This is a genomic window from Arsenophonus sp. PmNCSU2021_1 (genome assembly GCF_036919435.1).
Lineage (GTDB): Bacteria > Pseudomonadota > Gammaproteobacteria > Enterobacterales > Enterobacteriaceae > Arsenophonus > Arsenophonus nilaparvatae.
The window spans coordinates 825,922-844,896 of record NZ_JAZHPL010000006.1; the positions used below are offsets into that span (position 1 = coordinate 825,922).

Genomic DNA, 18,975 nt, shown 5'->3' on the forward strand with positions numbered 1-18,975 from the left:
TGATTAAATAATCACTGGCTTTAATAGAATTATTGATTGTAATTAAATTCAGTTAACGACTTACTGCTGCAAAAGCCTGAGCAATACGCTGAACATTATGTTCATTAACACCCGCCATACAAATACGCCCAGTACTAACCAGATATATGGCAAATTCCTCACGTAGACGCTTAACCTGTTCTGCGCTAAAACCGGTGTAACTAAACATACCATGCTGCTTTAATAGGTGATCAAAGTTTTTTTCAGGTAACGCATTTTCCAAATTGCTAACGAGCATTTTCCGCATCGCAAAGATGCGCAGACGCATCGATTCTACCTCACTTAACCATTCAGCGCGTAATGTGTCATTTGTTAAAACATGTTCAACAATTTTTGCGCCATTTGATGGTGGGCTCGAATAGAGACGACGCACACCCGCCTTTAGTTGGCCAAATACCCGCTCACACTCCGGTTGATTTTGACAAATAATCGATAGACCGCCAACCCGATCACCATACAGCCCAAAAATCTTGGAAAATGAATTACTGACAAATACCGGTAATCCGGCCTGAGCCATAGTGCGAATAGCATAAACATCCTCATCCATACTTTTAGCAAATCCTTGATAAGCCATATCAAGAAAGGGAATAAGGCGCCGCTCTTTAGCCACTTTGGTTATTTGATCCCACTGTTGCGGTGTTAAATCAGAACCGGTTGGATTATGACAACATGGATGCATTAAGATAATGCTTTTTTCTGGCAACTGTTTGAATGTTGCCAGCATTTCAGCAAATTTTATCCCTTTGGTCTCGGCATCAAAATAGGGGTAATAATGGACGTTAATTCCTGAACCCATGAAGATAGAAGCATGATTTTCCCAGGTAGGATCACTACACCAAACCTCTGAGTCAGGGAAATAACGATGTAAAAAATCGGCTCCCAGTTTTAACGCCCCTGAGCCACCAATAGTCTGTACTGTTGCAATTCGTTGTTCTTTAATTAGTGGGCTATCAGCGCCAAAAAGCAGTTTTTGAATCGCTAACCGGTAGTTATGTAGTCCTTCCATCGGTAAATAGAGGGAGGCTATAGCAGGAAATTGATTAAGCTTGATTTTCGCTTTACCGACAGTGCCAAGTTGGGGAGTATTACCCTTGCCGTCATAATAAAGGCCAATGCTAAGGTTAATTTTATTCTCACGCGGATCTTTATTAAATTCATCCATCAACGACAGGATAGGATCACCGGAAAAAGCATCAACATTCTGAAACACTTAAAATTCTCTCCACTATCATCATATCTATTTTTTTATTAAATAACCGACAACAAATTTATTTGTCCAGGTATTCCATTGCCACCCGTGAGGTTAGCTTGGTCAGTAATTCATAATCACTGACACCAGTATATACTTCCACCTCTTCAACAGGCAATAGATCTCCCCATATAATTGCTTCATCGCCGACCTTATCGTTGGTTTCAATTCCTAAATCGACTGAAATCATATCCATGGAGACTCTACCTACAATCGGCACTTTGCGCCCATTTATTAATACTGGTGTGCCTGACGGGGCATTACGGGGATAACCATCGCCATAACCAATTGCCACTACACCAAGATTGGTATCCTGCTCACTAACCCAAACTCCACCATAACCGACCGGCTCTCCGGCTTTATGTTGACGAATAGCAATTAGATTAGATTTGAGGGTCATCGCTGGCAGGAGACCAAAATCTTTGCCTTGTTTACCTTCTTGTGGTGAAGCACCATACATCATGATGCCAGGACGCACCCAATCAAAATGTGATGTTTGCCATAGTAGAATACCGGCAGATGCCGCGATCGATTTTTCTCCTGGTTTATCTTTTATAAAAGCATTAAAACAAGCCAATTGTTGCTCTGTCGCCGCGGGTAAACCAGGCTCATCAGCACGACTAAAATGACTCATAATATTGATAGGCTTTTGAATATTTTGACATGCCATCAAGCGCGTATAAGATATTTTCACCTCTTCAGGTCTGAACCCCAAACGGTGCATACCGGTATCAAGTTTCATCCAAACTTTTATCGGCTTTTCTAATTTAATCTGTTCTAATGTTTCAAGTTGTTCAATACTCTGTACAACAACATCAATCTCATGCCTGGTGATAATAGGTAATTCAGCTAGCTCAAAAAAACCTTCTAATAATAAGATGGGGTTGTTGATGCCATTTTGACGTAATGCGATTGCTTCACTAATACGAGCAACACCAAAGCTATCAGCCAGATCTTTAACTGTGTGCGCTGTTTCTAGTAAACCATGCCCATAAGCATTAGCTTTAACGACAGCAATTATGCGGCTATGAGGCGCAATTTCCCGAACTCGTTGTAAATTGTGACGCAGAGCGCGGCGGTGAATGACAGCGGTTGCCGCTTTCATTTTACTCTCCGTATTAACGTATTAAAATTAAATAGATAGATTATTCGTCGTGGTAGATTGGCCCAGCATAGTTATCAAAACGTGACCATTGTCCATTGAAAGTCAGACGTACTGTTCCAATCGGGCCATTACGCTGCTTACCGATAATAATTTCTGCTACCCCTTTAAGATCTGAATTATCGTTATAAACCTCATCTCGATAAATAAACATAATTAAATCGGCATCCTGCTCAATGGAGCCGGATTCCCGTAAATCTGAATTGACCGGTTTTTTATCCGCTCTTTGTTCCAGGCTACGATTAAGTTGTGACAATGCGATCACAGGTACTTGTAACTCTTTTGCCAATGATTTAAGCGAACGGGAAATTTCGGCAATCTCAAGTGTACGATTATCAGACAGGGAAGGAACTCGTATAAGCTGAAGATAATCGATCATAATTAGACTTAAACCACCATGTTCACGGTAAACCCGGCGAGCACGTGAACGAACTTCTGTCGGCGTTAACCCAGCGGAGTCATCAATATACATATTGCGTTTTTCCATCAACAACCCCATGGTACTGGACATACGCGCCCAATCTTCGTCATCAAGTTGGCCAGTTCGAATACGAGTTTGATCAACACGCGATAAAGAAGCTAACATACGCATCATGATTTGATTAGCCGGCATTTCCAAACTAAAAATCAAAACCGGTTTTTCTTCTATCATGGCCGCATGTTCACATAAATTCATCGCAAAAGTTGTTTTACCCATGGAAGGACGAGCTGCTACGATAATCAGATCAGAGTTTTGTAATCCTGCCGTTTTTCGATCCAGATCCTGGTAGCCGGTAGAGACACCGGTTACGCCATCATGAGGCTTCTGATATAACTGTTCAATTTTTTCCACCGTCTCAGACAGGATCTCTTCAATCCCTTTCGGACCGTCATCTTTATTAGCACGAGTTTCTGCAATTTGAAAAACACGTGATTCAGCTAAATCCAGTAACTCTTCGCTGCTGCGACCTTGAGGATCATAACCCGCATCAGCGATCTCATTTGCCACCGCAATCATGTCACGCACAACAGCACGTTCGCGCACAATATCTGCATAAGCGTTAATGTTGGCAGCACTTGGGGTATTTTTAGCTAATTCTGCTAAATAGGCAAAACCACCGACGCTATCCAATTCGCCTTGCTGTTCTAACGATTCAGATAAAGTAATTAAATCAATTGGTCTACTCTGTTCAAGCAGACGTTGCATTTCAGCAAAAATGGTGCGGTGTGGTCGGCTAAAAAAATCTGCGTTGGTCACGCGTTCTGAGACATGATCCCAACGCTCGTTATCCAACATTAATCCACCCAGTACCGATTGCTCAGCTTCTAAGGAGTGAGGTGGCATTTTTAGCCCCTCTATTTGACGATCTTTCTGACCAATAAATACGGTTTCTGCGGAATACTTCTTCACCATAGCACTTTCTTTACCCATTAATCAATAGAGTCGCTCATCAGTATATGCTATTTACTGCTATTTCGTGACAATTTGATCATTTAATGTGAGATAAAACCTCAACGATTCTTCACTGTTATCTTTTACAGAAAATCTGAAAATGTTGCAATGTTCCTCAATCAAACATAGCAAAATATTGGCAATAAATCTGAACTTTCCGAAAAATATTGCAATCATGGCTAATAAGCGACTAGTTAAACATAACCATTAACCAACTGCACTTTCAGATTGTTTTATTCGCGAATATTTATATAGTTTATTAATTCTTTAATAAGGAAACCTTTTAATTAAACGGAGTTTAATTGCTATGAATAGTTATCAAGAGATCAATACATTTATTAATCATGTTTATGGCGAAAACCGCTTTTCTAATGATGAATTTCAAACTATTTTTCATTATGCCAATCATAAATTTGACACTCTTCTGACACAATTTGATAAAAATCAGGAATTAGCCGATTTTCAGCAATCAATTAATCATGCCGTACAATTGATGTAAAACAGTCTGGAAAAAATTGGCCAAAACGGGGACATAGAATGCGAACAAAAAAATAAAATAAAAGTCGCTTTTATTAGGGCCTGTCATCAAATGTCGGGATAAACGTGTATGATATGCCCCATATATGATTATCCACTTCGGCCAAAGAGAAAGAGATGACGCGTCGCTATGCACTTCGAGATGATTAATGGGCTCGGATTGAGACATTCCTTCCTGGACGGAAAGGCCATGTGGGCATGACCGCACGTAACAACCGGTTGTTCGTAGAGGCGGTGATCTACCGTTATCGAACAGGTATTCCTTGGAGAGACCTGCCCGAACGTTTTGGCGACTTTCGTATTGTGCACTTACGTCACTCACGCTGGAGCAAGACTGGCGTATGGGAGCGCATTTTCAACGCCCTGGCGCAGGATGCTGACAACGAGTATGCGATGATTGACTCGACTATAGTGCGGGCCCATCAGCATAGCGCTGGAGCAAAAGGGGGGATACAGACAAACAAGCTATCGGGCGTAGTCGCGGTGGGTTAAGCACCAAAATTCATGTCACAGTCGATGCTCTCGGTAACCCTACAGGCTTTCATCTTACGCCGGGCCAGGCCCACGACCTAGAAGGTGCCGATGTGTTGCTTGAGGATACACAAGGCCAAACGATTATTGCCGATAAAGGCTACGATGCTCAAGAGCGCCTTGTCCAGCCATTGAAAGACAAAGGCAAGGCGGTAGTGATCCCATCTCGCTCGAACCGAAAACAACACCGCACGTATGACAAACACCTCTACAAAGCTCGCCATTTAGTCGAAAACTTCTTTGCTCGACTGAAGCAGTATCGCGCTATTGCTACCCGTTACGATAAAACCGCCATCAACTTTCTTGGCGCTATCCATCTGGCCGCTGCCGTCGTCTGGCTTATTTGATGACAGGCCCTAGTCAAATGCTCTATTTATTCGCTAATTTTGATCGCGCTTTTAGCTCTCTTTAATTAAACACACCCCAGGTATGGCATAGATAAAATAACCTGGGTTAGTCAATTATTTACCGGTAATAAACTCGAGTGCCTGCTTAACCACGGTTACATCGGCGCCTTTTTTATGGGCATTTTCACTCAAATGACGGCGCCACTGGCGAGCGCCCGGAATAGCTTGAAATATTCCCAACATATGACGAGTAATATGACCTAAATAAGTTCCCTGTTTCAACTCTCGCTCAATATAAGGATACATTGCTTGTACTGCAACAATCGGATCAATAACCAGGTTACTTTGATCAAAAAATTCAACATCAACCTGAGTTAATAATGCAGGATTTTGATAAGCTTCCCGCCCTATCATAACACCATCAAGATGGTGTAAATGCTGTTTAGCCTGATTAATGCTTTTGATACCTCCATTAACCACAATGGTTAACTGAGGAAAATCTTTTTTCAATTGATAAACGCGTAAATAGTCTAAAGGTGGTATTTCCCGATTCTGTTTTGGACTTAACCCCGATAGCCAAGCTTTACGAGCATGAATGATAAATAAACCACATTGACTCTCTGCCACAATTTTATCAATAAAATCGGTTAAAAAAGCATAACTATCGTCATCATCAACGCCAATACGGGTTTTTACTGTTATCGGGATCGTAGTAGCATCCTGCATTGCTTTTATACAATCCGCTACTAGTGCGCCTTCACGCATCAAACATGCACCAAAACGGCCATTTTGGCCCCGATCTGAAGGACAGCCAATATTTAAATTAACCTCATCATAACCGCTTTGCTGAGCCATTTTTGCACAATCGGACAAGGCCGCAGGCTCATTACCACCCAACTGCAAAGCAACTGGATGTTCCTCTTCACTATAAGCCAGATAATCACCTTTACCATAAATAAGCGCACCAGTTGTCACCATTTCTGTATAAAGTAACGCTTCTTTAGTTAATAAACGGTGAAAATAACGGCAATGACGATCTGTCCAATCAAGCATCGGCGCCACGCTAAAACGGTGGTGGTTAAAATTGCCTGTCGATGCCGTTAATTCGTTACCTGGCGTTAATTTTGTGTTAGTTGTGTTATCGTGCATTTTTCGGTTTTTTGGGATGTTGTTTTTTATTATCACTAAATGGCATTACTCGTTTTTAACAGCCATTATAGCGAGAATTTATTTGTATGCTGCCTATTATACCATAGAGAAACACCCTGGTGTGGGATGGCTTCACTCACAACAAAAAACTACCAGACAGCCATGACTTCAAGCCAATAGTTTCAATTGAAAATGGTAATTAGTGAGAGTTAAAAATTAAATGATAAGCAATTGATAACCACCGTAGACTCAATAGCGTTCATCACAAAAATTAGATTATATACTCATGCATTCTCTGATGAGATCATAGAAAAATTGGTTAATTGAATTGATACTCCTGCTTAGCTGATAGTTTTTACACCAGCTGTGTGAAAACTTATATAAAAAATTAAAAAAATTCTATTTGTGACAATTTATTGCATTTACAAAAATGTAATTGCTTTATGGATAATAAAATTAATATTGTTACTTTTTTGTTGCTTATGCTTTAATGGTAAATTATGAAATTATTATTTAAGACATTAACTATTGTCTCACTTTTAGGACTTAGCTCTCTTTCTTTAGCAGATAAAAACAATGAGACTATATCAGGAGATACGAATTACCCAGATTTAACTGCCGCAAATTTAGGTAGAACGAATTTAATTAAAGCAAATTTAACCGCAACAAATTTAGCTACAACAGATTTAATTGCAGCAAAATTAGGCGGAACATATTTGACTAAAGCAGATTTAAATACAGTAAATTTAAGTGCAACAGATTTAACTAAAGTAGTTTTAACTGCCGCAAATCTAGGTGTAACACATTTAACTGAAACAGATTTAAGTACAGCAATTTTAACTGAAATAGAAAATGGAAAAATTCTCGCTGAAGCAGGTTTTGATGCCAACTGATGTTACGTCACTAACAAAAATCATACATTCTATCGTATTGACAAATAGAAATTAAGAAACAGGTTTTTAGCTCCGTTCCTTAGTGAAACACTTAAATAAACCAAGCATACCTTTTCACATTAAGAAGAGGTTAATAAGATAATTAGCTATACTTTATTCAAAGTAAATTAAGATAATAATTGGCATAACGATAATTATAACTACAGAGATACTGATTTATTCTTTTACTTTATAATCTGTCTTAACCGCTTCCTTAACCCAGAAACCAAGCTTCTAAGGTTTCAAGTTAACTCCTGAGACAAAATCATTTACACTAAATCAACTATTAATTTAATAGATTTTGCATCTTTGATAGTTGATTTCACTAGAAATGTTATTAATTTAATTATAATCATTTTAATTAAATTAATGGTTAATTAAATGTTAAATATTAGTGTATTGTTAATAGTGATTTTCATTTATTTTAGGAGGATAAATTATGAGATCATTATGCAAAATCTTTTCGATTATCGCTGCTCTAGGATTTAGTTTTATTACGATAGCCAATGATAATAACACCAAAAGTCTAGGTTATGTTATTGTTCCAACACCTAAAGGTGATGTAAAAGCAGAATCTTGGTCTAATAAAAAGAAAAACGGTGATATAGATCTTTGTTGGCAAGATCCTAACAAAGGGCCAAGTTGTTTTGATTATGGTACTCGTGAAGTATATGAAGCCCCTAACAAAATATCTAACTAAATACAGATATAACTGTTTTAATCTTTAAAAAAGTAAATAAAACTCATCCTTCAGTGCTGTAAGCTAAAAACATTTGATTGTTTTACCAAAGCAACTGCGATCAATATTAGCAATGGTGGAATAACGTGAGCCGAAGAGATGGGTTTTAAGATCAACTAAATTGGGTGAAAAATTATCTAAAAGATTAAAAAATGTGATTGGCAGCATTCTATTGTATTTATATCAATGTTATTGAATTGCTGATGGTTAAGGCTGAAAATATTTTTTAATTTAATCATAAGAAGATAAATTATGAAATCATAATTATTTTTACTCTATTTTTAGAAAATAGCTTTTTATCAATTGCCTAAAAATAAATAATTGACTGTGAATACATATCTGTACCAAGTGAAGATAATATATTTCTAAATGAAGTCAACAAGTAAAGAAAAATGTTTGTTACGAAACATCAAAAGCATGGAAAAATGAATACTCTAGATTAACCAGAAAATTAATTTTGCTGGTTAATGCCATCCCACTATACAAATTCTACAGTTTAATTGATATATTCCCCACTCTTTGCTACCGACAACATAAATCAAACACAATAGCAACATTTGTAATCGCATCTCATAATAACAACAAAAAATCTACAATACGGTGAACAAATCAACATGAGTTTGCTGTAAATTTACACAGAAAGTATTTATTTTTAACATATAACATCAATCAGAAACTTAATATGTTTAGAACAAATCCTGCGACTAATGTCTGACTAGACTCAGCAAAAAATAAATACTAATGGTATATTAGTAACAATATACTGATTTAAAATATAAATTCTCAATCCATGCCAATAAGAATTGAACACGATAACTTGCTACAATTAGCTACCCTTTACATTCCTCGATAAAAATAAAATCACTGTTTTTATCTCAAATCGAAGACTATAAATCCAATATAATCATAAATAAAATACATTATTCACGATGAAAGTAAATTTCAGCAAATATGACAGCAACTATATGTGATAAAAGCTAGGCAATTATTCAATTATACTGAGGAAAAATCACTATCTTGCAAATACTGAATACTATCAGTAGATAATGCTGTTTGCAGCAGCGCAAATGCATAACATAATCGGGTTAATTATTGCTAAATTTAGATGAAAAAATATAATACACGAGTTTCGCACAAAACTAATTTGGGTACGCTAATAAAACACGGATTTGCTCAGTAATAGCACTTTTGATTACGTCCCAATTTTGTTGATAAAGGGTTATTTTTTCAGATATACGACGTTTATGTTGTTCAAACCACGCAGAAATAGCGAGAAAAATATGATTTCTTTGCGCTCGGCTCGTGCGAGCCTGACAGCGTTCAATACCACAGTTTTGTTTAACTTCTCGATGATAAACTTCAACAGACCAACGGGCATCCATGATAGATTTGAGGTATTGACGGGTGGGATTCTCTTTGTTTGTTACTATGTAATCAATACGGCCGTTTTTGGCTGTAAATTTGAAAACGGTTACCCAACCATATCCTCGCAAGTGTATTGACGTTCCTTCTTCTGAGATGTCTAACTTGTTCAGTTGTTTGTTATGGTTAACAATCCTATTTTTCCTCAGCGTGGTTACCCAGATCCAACCATGAGAGCGAATTGATTTCAGGTTATCCAGGCTAGAATACCAAGCATCCATCACTACGGCTTCTGGCATGATCCCTCTTTTTTTAGCAAGAGTGAGCATTTCGGAAAAGTGCGTGTTTTTTATTTTTCCATCAGAATCTTTATCATAAATACGATAATTGATAGGAATTGATTCAACCTTCGTCAGATCATGCCAAAGCAAATTAACTAAACCTATGCCAGCAATAACCTCATGTTCATTACCTGAATATTGATAATGGACCATCTCTATTTTTTTACTACGTGTTTTGGCAATCAATGTATCATCGGCAATTAGTACGCAAGGGCTTTTTTTGTCTATAGAAGGTTCAACTAATCGCCATAGGTCTTTAGGTCTAAAACATCTACTTTTTAGCCATTGGCTAACGTGTCATGAGATAAAGGCGATGGGCTTACTTCTGATAACGCTAAACCAGAGTATCTTAAACTGCTTACTTGTAAGAATGTTTTATAGATATCTTTAATACATGGATAACCCGACAAAATATGAACACCCTGATTTTTTCTTGTTTTTAAATTTATACTTCTTTTTTGGAGATTGCGAAACTCGTGAGGATAAAAAATCCGCTAAAAAAATCACCTTTCGAAACATGTATCGACATGTCTTTAAAGTCGATCCACTGGCTTGTCTCTTATGCGGGAAAGAATTACTCTTCGCAGGAATGAATTTTGGATTGAAGCTTAAAGGGCTTATGGCTCGTCACGATGAATTGGCACGTTTGCGGTGGCAATAAAAACTCACTATAGGGTAGATCTATCTTTTGTTCAAAACTGATTAATAATTAATCGTTCCTTAACCCTTTATTCTGTTTTTTATCTCAACCTTCAAAAATAATTCTGGCAAAACTTAGAAAAAATAAAAATGGGTTCATCAGGGCATAGGTTAATTAGTAACCTTTTCTGGTATTAATTTCTTATACATCAAGGCTGCTAAACCTTGATCACTGGGGTTCTTCTATTGACATTATTATCTTAATAGATTTAGGGATATATCTCAACAATCGAGGGTAAATACGTTACACTGGTCAGTAACTCAAAAATGGAAAAATACCTACACGAGTTTCGCAATCTCCAAAAAAGAAGTATAAATTTAAAAACAAGAAAAAATCAGGGTGTTCATATTTTGTCGGGTTATCCATGTATTAAAGATATCTATAAAACATTCTTACAAGTAAGCAGTTTAAGATACTCTGGTTTAGCGTTATCAGAAGTAAGCCCATCGCCTTTATCTCATGACACTGTTAGCCAATGGCTAAAAAGTAGATGTTTTAGACCTAAAGACCTATGGCGATTAGTTGAACCTTCTATAGACAAAAAAAGCCCTTGCGTACTAATTGCCGATGATACATTGATTGCCAAAACACGTAGTAAAAAAATAGAGATGGTCCATTATCAATATTCAGGTAATGAACATGAGGTTATTGCTGGCATAGGTTTAGTTAATTTGCTTTGGCATGATCTGACGAAGGTTGAATCAATTCCTATCAATTATCGTATTTATGATAAAGATTCTGATGGAAAAACAAAAAACACGCACTTTTCCGAAATGCTCACTCTTGCTAAAAAAAGAGGGATCATGCCAGAAGCCGTAGTGATGGATGCTTGGTATTCTAGCCTGGATAACCTGAAATCAATTCGCTCTCATGGTTGGATCTGGGTAACCAGGCTGAGGAAAAATAGGATTGTTAACCATAACAAACAACTGAACAAGTTAGACATCTCAGAAGAAGGAACGTCAATACACTTGCGAGGATATGGTTCGGTAACCGTTTTCAAATTTACAGCCAAAAACGGCCGTATTGATTACATAGTAACAAACAAAGAGAATCCCACCCGTCAATACCTCAAATCTATCATGGATGCCCGTTGGTCTGTTGAAGTTTATCATCGAGAAGTTAAACAAAACTGTGGTATTGAACGCTGTCAGGCTCGCACGAGCCGAGCGCAAAGAAATCATATTTTTCTCGCTATCACGAGTTTCGCACCAATAAAAAAACGCTCTATTTTTAAGTTTAATTCAGCATAATATGTAAATAGATAAAACCTTATAAATTAAATATAACTTATTGTAAATTAAGTGAATTTATGCATTTCAGTAACTTGCAGATTAATCATTACTTTTAAGCCATTTCTAGAATTTTATAGGCCTGTGCGAAACTCGTGGCTATTTCTGCGTGGTTTGAACAACATAAACGTCGTATATCTGAAAAAATAACCCTTTATCAACAAAATTGGGACGTAATCAAAAGTGCTATTACTGAGCAAATCCGTGTTTTATTAGCGTACCCAAATTAGTTTTGTGCGAAACTCGTGACCTAATGAGCAAAAAATTTACGCCTACACCTCATGATACAATTTTTAAGCAATTTCTTAGTGAAAAAGAGACGGCCAAAGAGTTTTTTGAAATCTGGCTACCAGACGAGATAAAATCAGTCTGTAATCTAGAAACTATCCGTGCCGAATCAAGTTCATTTATCGATGAAGAGATGAAAAATTACCAGAGTGATATTCTCTACTCTGTCAATACCAAAAAGGGAAAAGGCTATTTATATCTGCTCATTGAGCATCAATCTACGCCAGATAAACTCATAGCATGGCGATTGATGCGGTATAGTATGGCCGCCATGCAAAAACATTTAGAAGCGGGTCACAAAAAATTACCGCTGGTGTACCCGATTTTGTTTTACGCCGGTGAAAAAAGTCCGCATCCACATAGTACCTATCGGTTAGACTGTTTTAGTGATAGTAAACTTGCTGAGAAGATATATACAAAACCATTTAAATTGGTTGATGTAACGACGCTTGATGACGGTGAGATTATGAAACACCGTAGAATTGCACTCTTAGAATTAGTACAAAAACACATTCGACAACGTGATATGTCCGAATTATTGCACGAAATTGCAAAATTATTGTCGTATGATTATTATACAGAAAAACAGGCAATAACAATGATGAATTACTTGATCCAAGAGGGTAATACTGAAAACCCCCAAAAATTCATTACGGATATTGCTAAAAAATCAAAGAAACATGAGGGTGCGTTTATGAATATTGCACAAGGGTTAATTCAAGAAGGAAAACTTCAAGGTGAAAAAGAAACATCGATCAAAATAGCTATACAAATGCTTGATAGTGGTATGGACAGAAAGTCTGTTACTAAATTTACAGGTCTTTCTAACGATGAATTGAGAAAATTAGCTAAAAAATCTTGATTTATATAGGTCTAATCGGTTGACATAAAAAGAGTTAAACTGTTATATTTCAGTGGTCACTACTAATTAGTGATCTGGGTTTGGCATACCAAACGACAAAGCGGACATACCGCTATCAACTGCGGCTTTTTTGTGTCCGTAATAACCATTGCTACATACCATATATGGTGGGGCGTAGCGGGGGAGCTTAACCGCTCGCCGGTTTCTTTGTCACCGGTATGTCAAACCTGTTACGTCTCACCACCCCGTTTGACATAGGTCTGGTAAGATTCTTGAAATCTGACAAAGAGGCCGTAACTATGGTTACTACCTGTATTAAAAATCACCCTAAATTTATTGATACCTACTGGATTATTCCAAACCACTCAAGCAAACCCGCAACAAAAGCATCACTGACGCAGGACAGGTTAAATTTACTTAAAACCTACACGAGTTTCGCACAAAACTAATTTGGGTACGCTAATAAAACACGGATTTGCTCAGTAATAGCACTTTTGATTACGTCCCAATTTTGTTGATAAAGGGTTATTTTTTCAGATATACGACGTTTATGTTGTTCAAACCACGCAGAAATAGCGAGAAAAATATGATTTCTTTGCGCTCGGCTCGTGCGAGCCTGACAGCGTTCAATACCACAGTTTTGTTTAACTTCTCGATGATAAACTTCAACAGACCAACGGGCATCCATGATAGATTTGAGGTATTGACGGGTGGGATTCTCTTTGTTTGTTACTATGTAATCAATACGGCCGTTTTTGGCTGTAAATTTGAAAACGGTTACCCAACCATATCCTCGCAAGTGTATTGACGTTCCTTCTTCTGAGATGTCTAACTTGTTCAGTTGTTTGTTATGGTTAACAATCCTATTTTTCCTCAGCGTGGTTACCCAGATCCAACCATGAGAGCGAATTGATTTCAGGTTATCCAGGCTAGAATACCAAGCATCCATCACTACGGCTTCTGGCATGATCCCTCTTTTTTTAGCAAGAGTGAGCATTTCGGAAAAGTGCGTGTTTTTTGTTTTTCCATCAGAATCTTTATCATAAATACGATAATTGATAGGAATTGATTCAACCTTCGTCAGATCATGCCAAAGCAAATTAACTAAACCTATGCCAGCAATAACCTCATGTTCATTACCTGAATATTGATAATGGACCATCTCTATTTTTTTACTACGTGTTTTGGCAATCAATGTATCATCGGCAATTAGTACGCAAGGGCTTTTTTTGTCTATAGAAGGTTCAACTAATCGCCATAGGTCTTTAGGTTTAAAACATCTACTTTTTAGCCATCGGCTAACAGTGTCATGAGATAAAGGCGATGGGCTTACTTCTGATAACGCTAAACCAGAGTATCTTAAACTGCTTACTTGTAAGAATGTTTTATAGATATCTTTAATACATGGATAACCCGACAAAATATGAACACCCTGATTTTTTCTTGTTTTTAAATTTATACTTCTTTTTTGGAGATTGCGAAACTCGTGACCTACTCAAATGCCCGTCTAATCTGGTCAGGTCGTTTACCTGTTCGGACGGTGGCAGCATGAGCAGCATGAAAGTGATTGATATAAGATAGCTTGAGAACCTCAATAATTATTTTCCAGAATTAACCCCTGACCAGCTTGAAACGGGTATGCTGTTTTCGATGGGAATAAAGAAAAAAGAAATTGCTTTCCTTCGTTCAGTGACCGTTTTCACAGTTGATAAAATGCTTGACACAATCAAACAAAAATTTGAGGTGGGTTCGCTCACTCAATTGTTATCTATTTTTCAGTAAAGATTATACTTTATTATCTTAATTAAAATGACTCAACCGGTTAAAGATTAAACAATATTAATAAACCAGGGCTCAATAAAAATTTGAGCCTTGGTTGTTTTTATTTATCTCAAATTCAATATGACCAATAAATTAACTGGCTTTACTGCCAGTGGTATTGCTTTACCTGAAATTTACTCCGGTGACAAATGGCAGGATAAAAAAGGTGATTTGTTGCCGTGTATTTATCCTTATTCACGTTTTATTAAAGCGTTTCAGGCAGTGGAGAACACGCACCAATGAAAAAAGCACCCAATGTTAAAAAACTGCCAAAAGACCCGCTGTCTGAGGCAATTATTTTTGCGGGCGATGAAGCATGGACACACGCGAAAAACTGGTAGAATGATAATCCGGCAAACGATGAGATACCGCCTGTAGTGCTGGCTGAGAAGCAACTGGCAGAACTGGATAACCTGATAATTGTGAATCAGGGACAACGGTATGCCAGTGTATATCGTGCCGGAACACTGACAGAGGAGCAGACAACGGCGATTGCAACAAAGCTGGCATTAGCTGGCGTCAAGAAAGCGCTATTTTACGCTGAGGACTATGCGTTACTGGAGGACTGGACTTCACAATTACCCCGTCTAAAAAGTGATGCTGAAAGCGGTAATAGCCTTGTTGTACAAATACCATGTGAAGAAACCAACCTGTTGCAGATGGCAGACAATGAAAAAGCCTTATTACTCGCTAAACGTTACGAAGGGATCGCCATTCAGGATGAGAGTCAGGCCGTTTATTTGTACCGTAGTGGAGTGTGGGAGAAAGCCGCTCCACTGGAGTTAAGTCGAGAGATGGTAGCGATTTATAACGAGAATCAAACCAATTTCAGCAAACGTGCAATAAGCAATGTTATTGAGGCGCAAAAAATTGTTATTCCTGTGATGGATGAACCAAGGCATAGCCTGATTCCGTTCGCTAATGGGGTTTATGATATGGAAACAGGGAAGTTTTCAGCCCATTGCCCATATAATTGGCTGATTAACCATAATGGAGTGGTGTATACACCCGCCGTTCAGGGAGAAAACTTCCGCGATTATGCATCAAACTTTCACAAATGGTTAAGTGACACCGCAGGCAGAGACGCACTTAAGATGCAGCGTATTTTGGCTGCGTTATTTATGGTACTGGCTAACCGCTATGAGTGGCAGTTATTTCTTGAGATAACAGGGGAAGGTGGTAGCGGGAAAAGTGTATTTACACAGATAGCAACCTTGTTAGCGGGTCAGCACAATACCGCTAGTGGTAATATGGCGGCGCTGGATAGTGCGAGAGGTCGTGCGCAGTTTGTCAATAAGAGCATGATTACTTTACCGGATCAGCCCAAATACACAGGGGAAGGAACGGGGATAAAAGCCATAACGGGGGGTGATGCTGTTGAAATTGACCCGAAACATGAGCACCAATATACCGCGATATTAAGAGCCGTTGTCATCGCAACAAATAATACCCCGATGATATTCACTGAACGGGCAGGCGGTATAGCCCGTTGTCGGGTGATTTTCCAGTTTAACCACCGCGTCGAAGAAGAAGATAAAGATCCTGAACTGTCTGAAAAAATATCGGCTGAAATTCCGGTGATCGTTCGTCAGTTATTAGTGAATTTTGCTGATCCAGAAAAGGCCAGACGGTTATTGCTGGCGCAGCGTGACAGTGAAGAAGCACTTGAAGTAAAACAGAATAATGATCCTCTTTACGCTTTCTGTGCTCACCTGAAAAAACTGGCGGAGTGTACCGGTATGCTGGTGGGTAATCGTAACATGCCTTTTTATCCAAGAATTTACGTTTATCACGCTTATTTATCATTTCTTGAGGCGAATGGGTTTGATAAACCGATGACGCTAAATAAATTCTCAGAAGGGATGAAAATTGCCATGCGGGAATTTAACCACGATTACCGGCGGGAGAGAAAAACACGAGGGGTAGTTACTAATGTGGAACTTTCAGAAAGTGCAGAGGAATGGTTACCACAGACGCCCTCTAAAACTTTTAAATAGTTTTTTATAAAAAATGGCTTAAGGTGTTCATAGTATTCATGATTTTAAAAATTACTTTTATAAACAATAAGATACTATATGAACACCTTTAACTCAAAGTATTCCACGAGTTTCGCAATCTCCAAAAAAGAAGTATAAATTTAAAAACAAGAAAAAATCAGGGTGTTCATATTTTGTCGGGTTATCCATGTATTAAAGATATCTATAAAACATTCTTACAAGTAAGCAGTTTAAGATACTCTGGTTTAGCGTTATCAGAAGTAAGCCCATCGCCTTTATCTCATGACACTGTTAGCCGATGGCTAAAAAGTAGATGTTTTAGACCTAAAGACCTATGGCGATTAGTTGAACCTTCTATAGACAAAAAAAGCCCTTGCGTACTAATTGCCGATGATACATTGATTGCCAAAACACGTAGTAAAAAAATAGAGATGGTCCATTATCAATATTCAGGTAATGAACATGAGGTTATTGCTGGCATAGGTTTAGTTAATTTGCTTTGGCATGATCTGACGAAGGTTGAATCAATTCCTATCAATTATCTTATTTAACCTGAGTTCGGGATAAGAAATAAAGAGAAAGTCTTGATATTCAAATAGTTGAATGAGCCTGTTTTGTTAAAATACTCTAACAGTCTGGTTAAAGAGTAGAGCATTGTTAAACAATTATGGAAAATCTTACTGAACTTTATTGCCTGATGGATGATTTTTGCAAAGACTTCGAGCCAAAAATGCATGAATATTTGCTGACTAACGGTACTAAGCGTCGTAGACGGTCTACTCAGCTTTCGTTGGCGGAAATGATGACACTGGTTGTGTTGTTTCATCAACTCCGATTCAGGCAATTCAAGGTATTTTATCTCTATTATGTCCGCTTATATCTCCGGAAGGAATTTCCTAACTTGCCATCCTATTCACGCTGTGTAGAGTTACTTCCGCGTAGTGCCTTAGCGTTAACGGCACTGTTTGAGTCAATTAAGGGAAAATGCACGGGGCTATCGGTTGCCGATTCTACTCCGATAGCGGTGTGTGATAACTTACGGATCCGCAGACATAAAGTCTTCAATGGGATAGCTGAACGGGGAAAAAATTCAACAGGTTGGTTCTTTGGTTTCAAGCTTCATGTAATTATCAATCATTTGGGGGAAATACTCAGTTTTCGACTCACACCAGGAAACACCGATGATCGGAAACCATTGCCTGAGCTGACAAAGGATCTTTCTGGTTGTTTGTACGCAGATAAAGGGTATTTATCGGCTTCACTGAAACAGCAACTCAAAACGATGGGAATTAGCCTTATAACGAATATCAAGAAGAAAATGAAGCCTATTAAACAGACTTGTTTCGACAAAGCCATCTTGCGTCATCGTTCTGTCATTGAAACGGTATTTGATGAGTTAAAAAATCTTTGTCAAATAGAGCATACGCGACATCGCTCTCCGGCTAACTTTGTAGTGAATTTATTAGGCGGACTGGTTGCATATTGTTTAATGCCATCTAAACCAAAGATACCTGTTGCAGGTACGTATCTTCAAGTATAATTGATAATGCTTATCCCGAACTCAGGTTATTTATGATAAAGATTCTGATGGAAAAACAAAAAACACGCACTTTTCCGAAATGCTCACTCTTGCTAAAAAAAGAGGGATCATGCCAGAAGCCGTAGTGATGGATGCTTGGTATTCTAGCCTGGATAACCTGAAATCAATTCGCTTTCATGGTTGGATCTGGGTAAACACGCTGAGGAAAAATAGGATTGTTAACCATAACAAACAACTGAACAAGTTAGACATCTCAGAAGAAGGAACGTCAATACACTTGCGAGGATATGGTTGGGTAACCGTTTTCAAATTTACAGCCAAAAACGGCCGTATTGATTACATAGTAACAAACAAAGAGAATCCCACCCGTCAATACCTCAAATCTATCATGGATGCCCGTTGGTCTGTTGAAGTTTATCATCGAGAAGTTAAACAAAACTGTGGTATTGAACGCTGTCAGGCTCGCACGAGCCGAGCGCAAAGAAATCATATTTTTCTCGCTATTTCTGCGTGGTTTGAACAACATAAACGTCGTATATCTGAAAAAATAACCCTTTATCAACAAAATTGGGACGTAATCAAAAGTGCTATTACTGAGCAAATCCGTGTTTTATTAGCGTACCCAAATTAGTTTTGTGCGAAACTCGTGATAAGT

The 18,975-nt window shown here is 38.0% G+C and carries 15 protein-coding genes and 5 pseudogenes; 14 read left to right on the forward strand and 6 right to left on the reverse strand.

Annotated elements, in window-relative coordinates; all coding sequences use genetic code 11:
- Window positions 1-52: 52 nt before the first annotated feature.
- Genes V3224_RS17210 through dnaB form a run of 3 tightly spaced genes read right to left on the reverse strand, consistent with a single transcriptional unit; the run spans window position 53 to window position 3,843 of the window.
- A complete protein-coding gene (locus V3224_RS17210) occupies window positions 53-1,249 on the reverse strand; it encodes an amino acid aminotransferase (protein WP_334472002.1) in 1,197 nt (398 codons plus the stop codon).
- A 58-nt stretch (window positions 1,250-1,307) separates the two neighbouring features.
- Window positions 1,308-2,393: an alanine racemase gene (gene alr, locus V3224_RS17215; RefSeq protein ID WP_334472003.1), complete on the reverse strand. Its 1,086-nt coding sequence runs from the start codon at window positions 2,391-2,393 to the stop codon at window positions 1,308-1,310.
- Between the two features lie 40 nt (window positions 2,394-2,433).
- Window positions 2,434-3,843 carry a replicative DNA helicase gene (dnaB, locus tag V3224_RS17220; RefSeq protein ID WP_334472063.1) on the reverse strand — a complete coding sequence of 470 codons (1,410 nt, stop codon included), beginning with the start codon at window positions 3,841-3,843 and terminating at the stop codon, window positions 2,434-2,436.
- Between the two features lie 346 nt (window positions 3,844-4,189).
- Between dnaB and V3224_RS17225 the strand changes: the two genes are divergently transcribed.
- Both V3224_RS17225 and V3224_RS17230 read left to right on the forward strand, forming a co-directional pair.
- Complete coding sequence (locus V3224_RS17225) at window positions 4,190-4,381, forward strand: hypothetical protein (RefSeq protein ID WP_334472004.1); 192 nt, start codon at window positions 4,190-4,192, stop codon at window positions 4,379-4,381.
- Between the two features lie 197 nt (window positions 4,382-4,578).
- Window positions 4,579-5,297 (forward strand): IS5 family transposase gene (locus V3224_RS17230; protein ID WP_334472064.1). Its coding sequence is split into 2 segments (ribosomal slippage): window positions 4,579-4,872 and window positions 4,875-5,297, totalling 717 coding nucleotides; the frame shifts between segments, so codons are not numbered across the junction.
- Window positions 5,298-5,411: 114 nt separating this feature from the next.
- Here V3224_RS17230 and dusA read toward each other — a convergent pair.
- Window positions 5,412-6,446: a tRNA dihydrouridine(20/20a) synthase DusA gene (gene dusA, locus V3224_RS17235; protein WP_334472065.1), complete on the reverse strand. Its 1,035-nt coding sequence runs from the start codon at window positions 6,444-6,446 to the stop codon at window positions 5,412-5,414.
- 500 nt (window positions 6,447-6,946) lie between these two features.
- Here dusA and V3224_RS17240 point away from each other — a divergent pair, with 500 nt between their 5' ends.
- A complete protein-coding gene (locus V3224_RS17240) occupies window positions 6,947-7,339 on the forward strand; it encodes a pentapeptide repeat-containing protein (protein WP_334472005.1) in 393 nt (130 codons plus the stop codon).
- Between the two features lie 478 nt (window positions 7,340-7,817).
- A complete protein-coding gene (locus tag V3224_RS17245; RefSeq protein ID WP_334472006.1) occupies window positions 7,818-8,078 on the forward strand; it encodes a hypothetical protein in 261 nt (86 codons plus the stop codon).
- A 1,178-nt stretch (window positions 8,079-9,256) separates the two neighbouring features.
- Here the strand turns inward: V3224_RS17245 and V3224_RS17250 are convergent.
- Window positions 9,257-10,230: pseudogene (locus tag V3224_RS17250) on the reverse strand (IS701 family transposase).
- Here V3224_RS17250 and V3224_RS17260 point away from each other — a divergent pair.
- The 5 genes and pseudogenes from V3224_RS17260 (at window position 10,215) to V3224_RS17280 (ending at window position 13,411) form a co-directional block, all read left to right on the forward strand.
- Entirely contained in the window at window positions 10,215-10,481 is a 267-nt protein-coding gene (locus tag V3224_RS17260) for a hypothetical protein (RefSeq protein WP_334472008.1), read from the forward strand. The pseudogene V3224_RS17250 and the gene V3224_RS17260 overlap by 16 nt on opposite strands.
- A gap of 389 nt (window positions 10,482-10,870) precedes the next feature.
- Window positions 10,871-11,752 (forward strand): annotated as a pseudogene (locus tag V3224_RS17265) (IS701 family transposase); the annotation flags it as partial.
- 155 nt (window positions 11,753-11,907) lie between these two features.
- Window positions 11,908-12,042: a hypothetical protein gene (locus tag V3224_RS17270; RefSeq protein WP_334469502.1), complete on the forward strand. Its 135-nt coding sequence runs from the start codon at window positions 11,908-11,910 to the stop codon at window positions 12,040-12,042.
- Between the two features lie 23 nt (window positions 12,043-12,065).
- Window positions 12,066-12,962, forward strand: a complete 897-nt coding sequence (locus tag V3224_RS17275; RefSeq protein WP_334472010.1) for an Rpn family recombination-promoting nuclease/putative transposase — start codon at window positions 12,066-12,068, stop codon at window positions 12,960-12,962.
- A 299-nt stretch (window positions 12,963-13,261) separates the two neighbouring features.
- Window positions 13,262-13,411, forward strand: a complete 150-nt coding sequence (locus tag V3224_RS17280) for a hypothetical protein (protein ID WP_334472011.1) — start codon at window positions 13,262-13,264, stop codon at window positions 13,409-13,411.
- Here the strand turns inward: V3224_RS17280 and V3224_RS17285 are convergent.
- The gene (locus tag V3224_RS17285; RefSeq protein WP_334472012.1) at window positions 13,408-14,382 is read right to left on the reverse strand and encodes an IS701 family transposase; all 975 of its coding nucleotides are present in this window, start codon (window positions 14,380-14,382) and stop codon (window positions 13,408-13,410) included. The two genes, V3224_RS17280 and V3224_RS17285, sit on opposite strands and share 4 nt — an antisense overlap.
- Window positions 14,383-14,864: 482 nt before the next feature.
- Here V3224_RS17285 and V3224_RS17290 point away from each other — a divergent pair, with 482 nt between their 5' ends.
- The 5 genes and pseudogenes from V3224_RS17290 to V3224_RS17310 form a co-directional block, all read left to right on the forward strand.
- Window positions 14,865-15,026 carry a hypothetical protein gene (locus tag V3224_RS17290; RefSeq protein WP_334472013.1) on the forward strand — a complete coding sequence of 54 codons (162 nt, stop codon included), beginning with the start codon at window positions 14,865-14,867 and terminating at the stop codon, window positions 15,024-15,026.
- Window positions 15,023-16,780 (forward strand): annotated as a pseudogene (locus tag V3224_RS17295) (DNA primase family protein). Before V3224_RS17290 ends, V3224_RS17295 begins: the two are co-directional and overlap by 4 nt.
- Before the next feature lie 173 nt (window positions 16,781-16,953).
- Window positions 16,954-17,328: pseudogene (locus V3224_RS17300) on the forward strand (IS701 family transposase); the annotation flags it as partial.
- A 119-nt stretch (window positions 17,329-17,447) separates the two neighbouring features.
- Entirely contained in the window at window positions 17,448-18,320 is an 873-nt protein-coding gene (locus V3224_RS17305) for an IS982 family transposase (RefSeq protein ID WP_334467716.1), read from the forward strand.
- Window positions 18,321-18,348: 28 nt separating this feature from the next.
- A pseudogene (locus V3224_RS17310) lies at window positions 18,349-18,951 on the forward strand (transposase); the annotation flags it as partial.
- Window positions 18,952-18,975 lie beyond the last annotated feature (24 nt).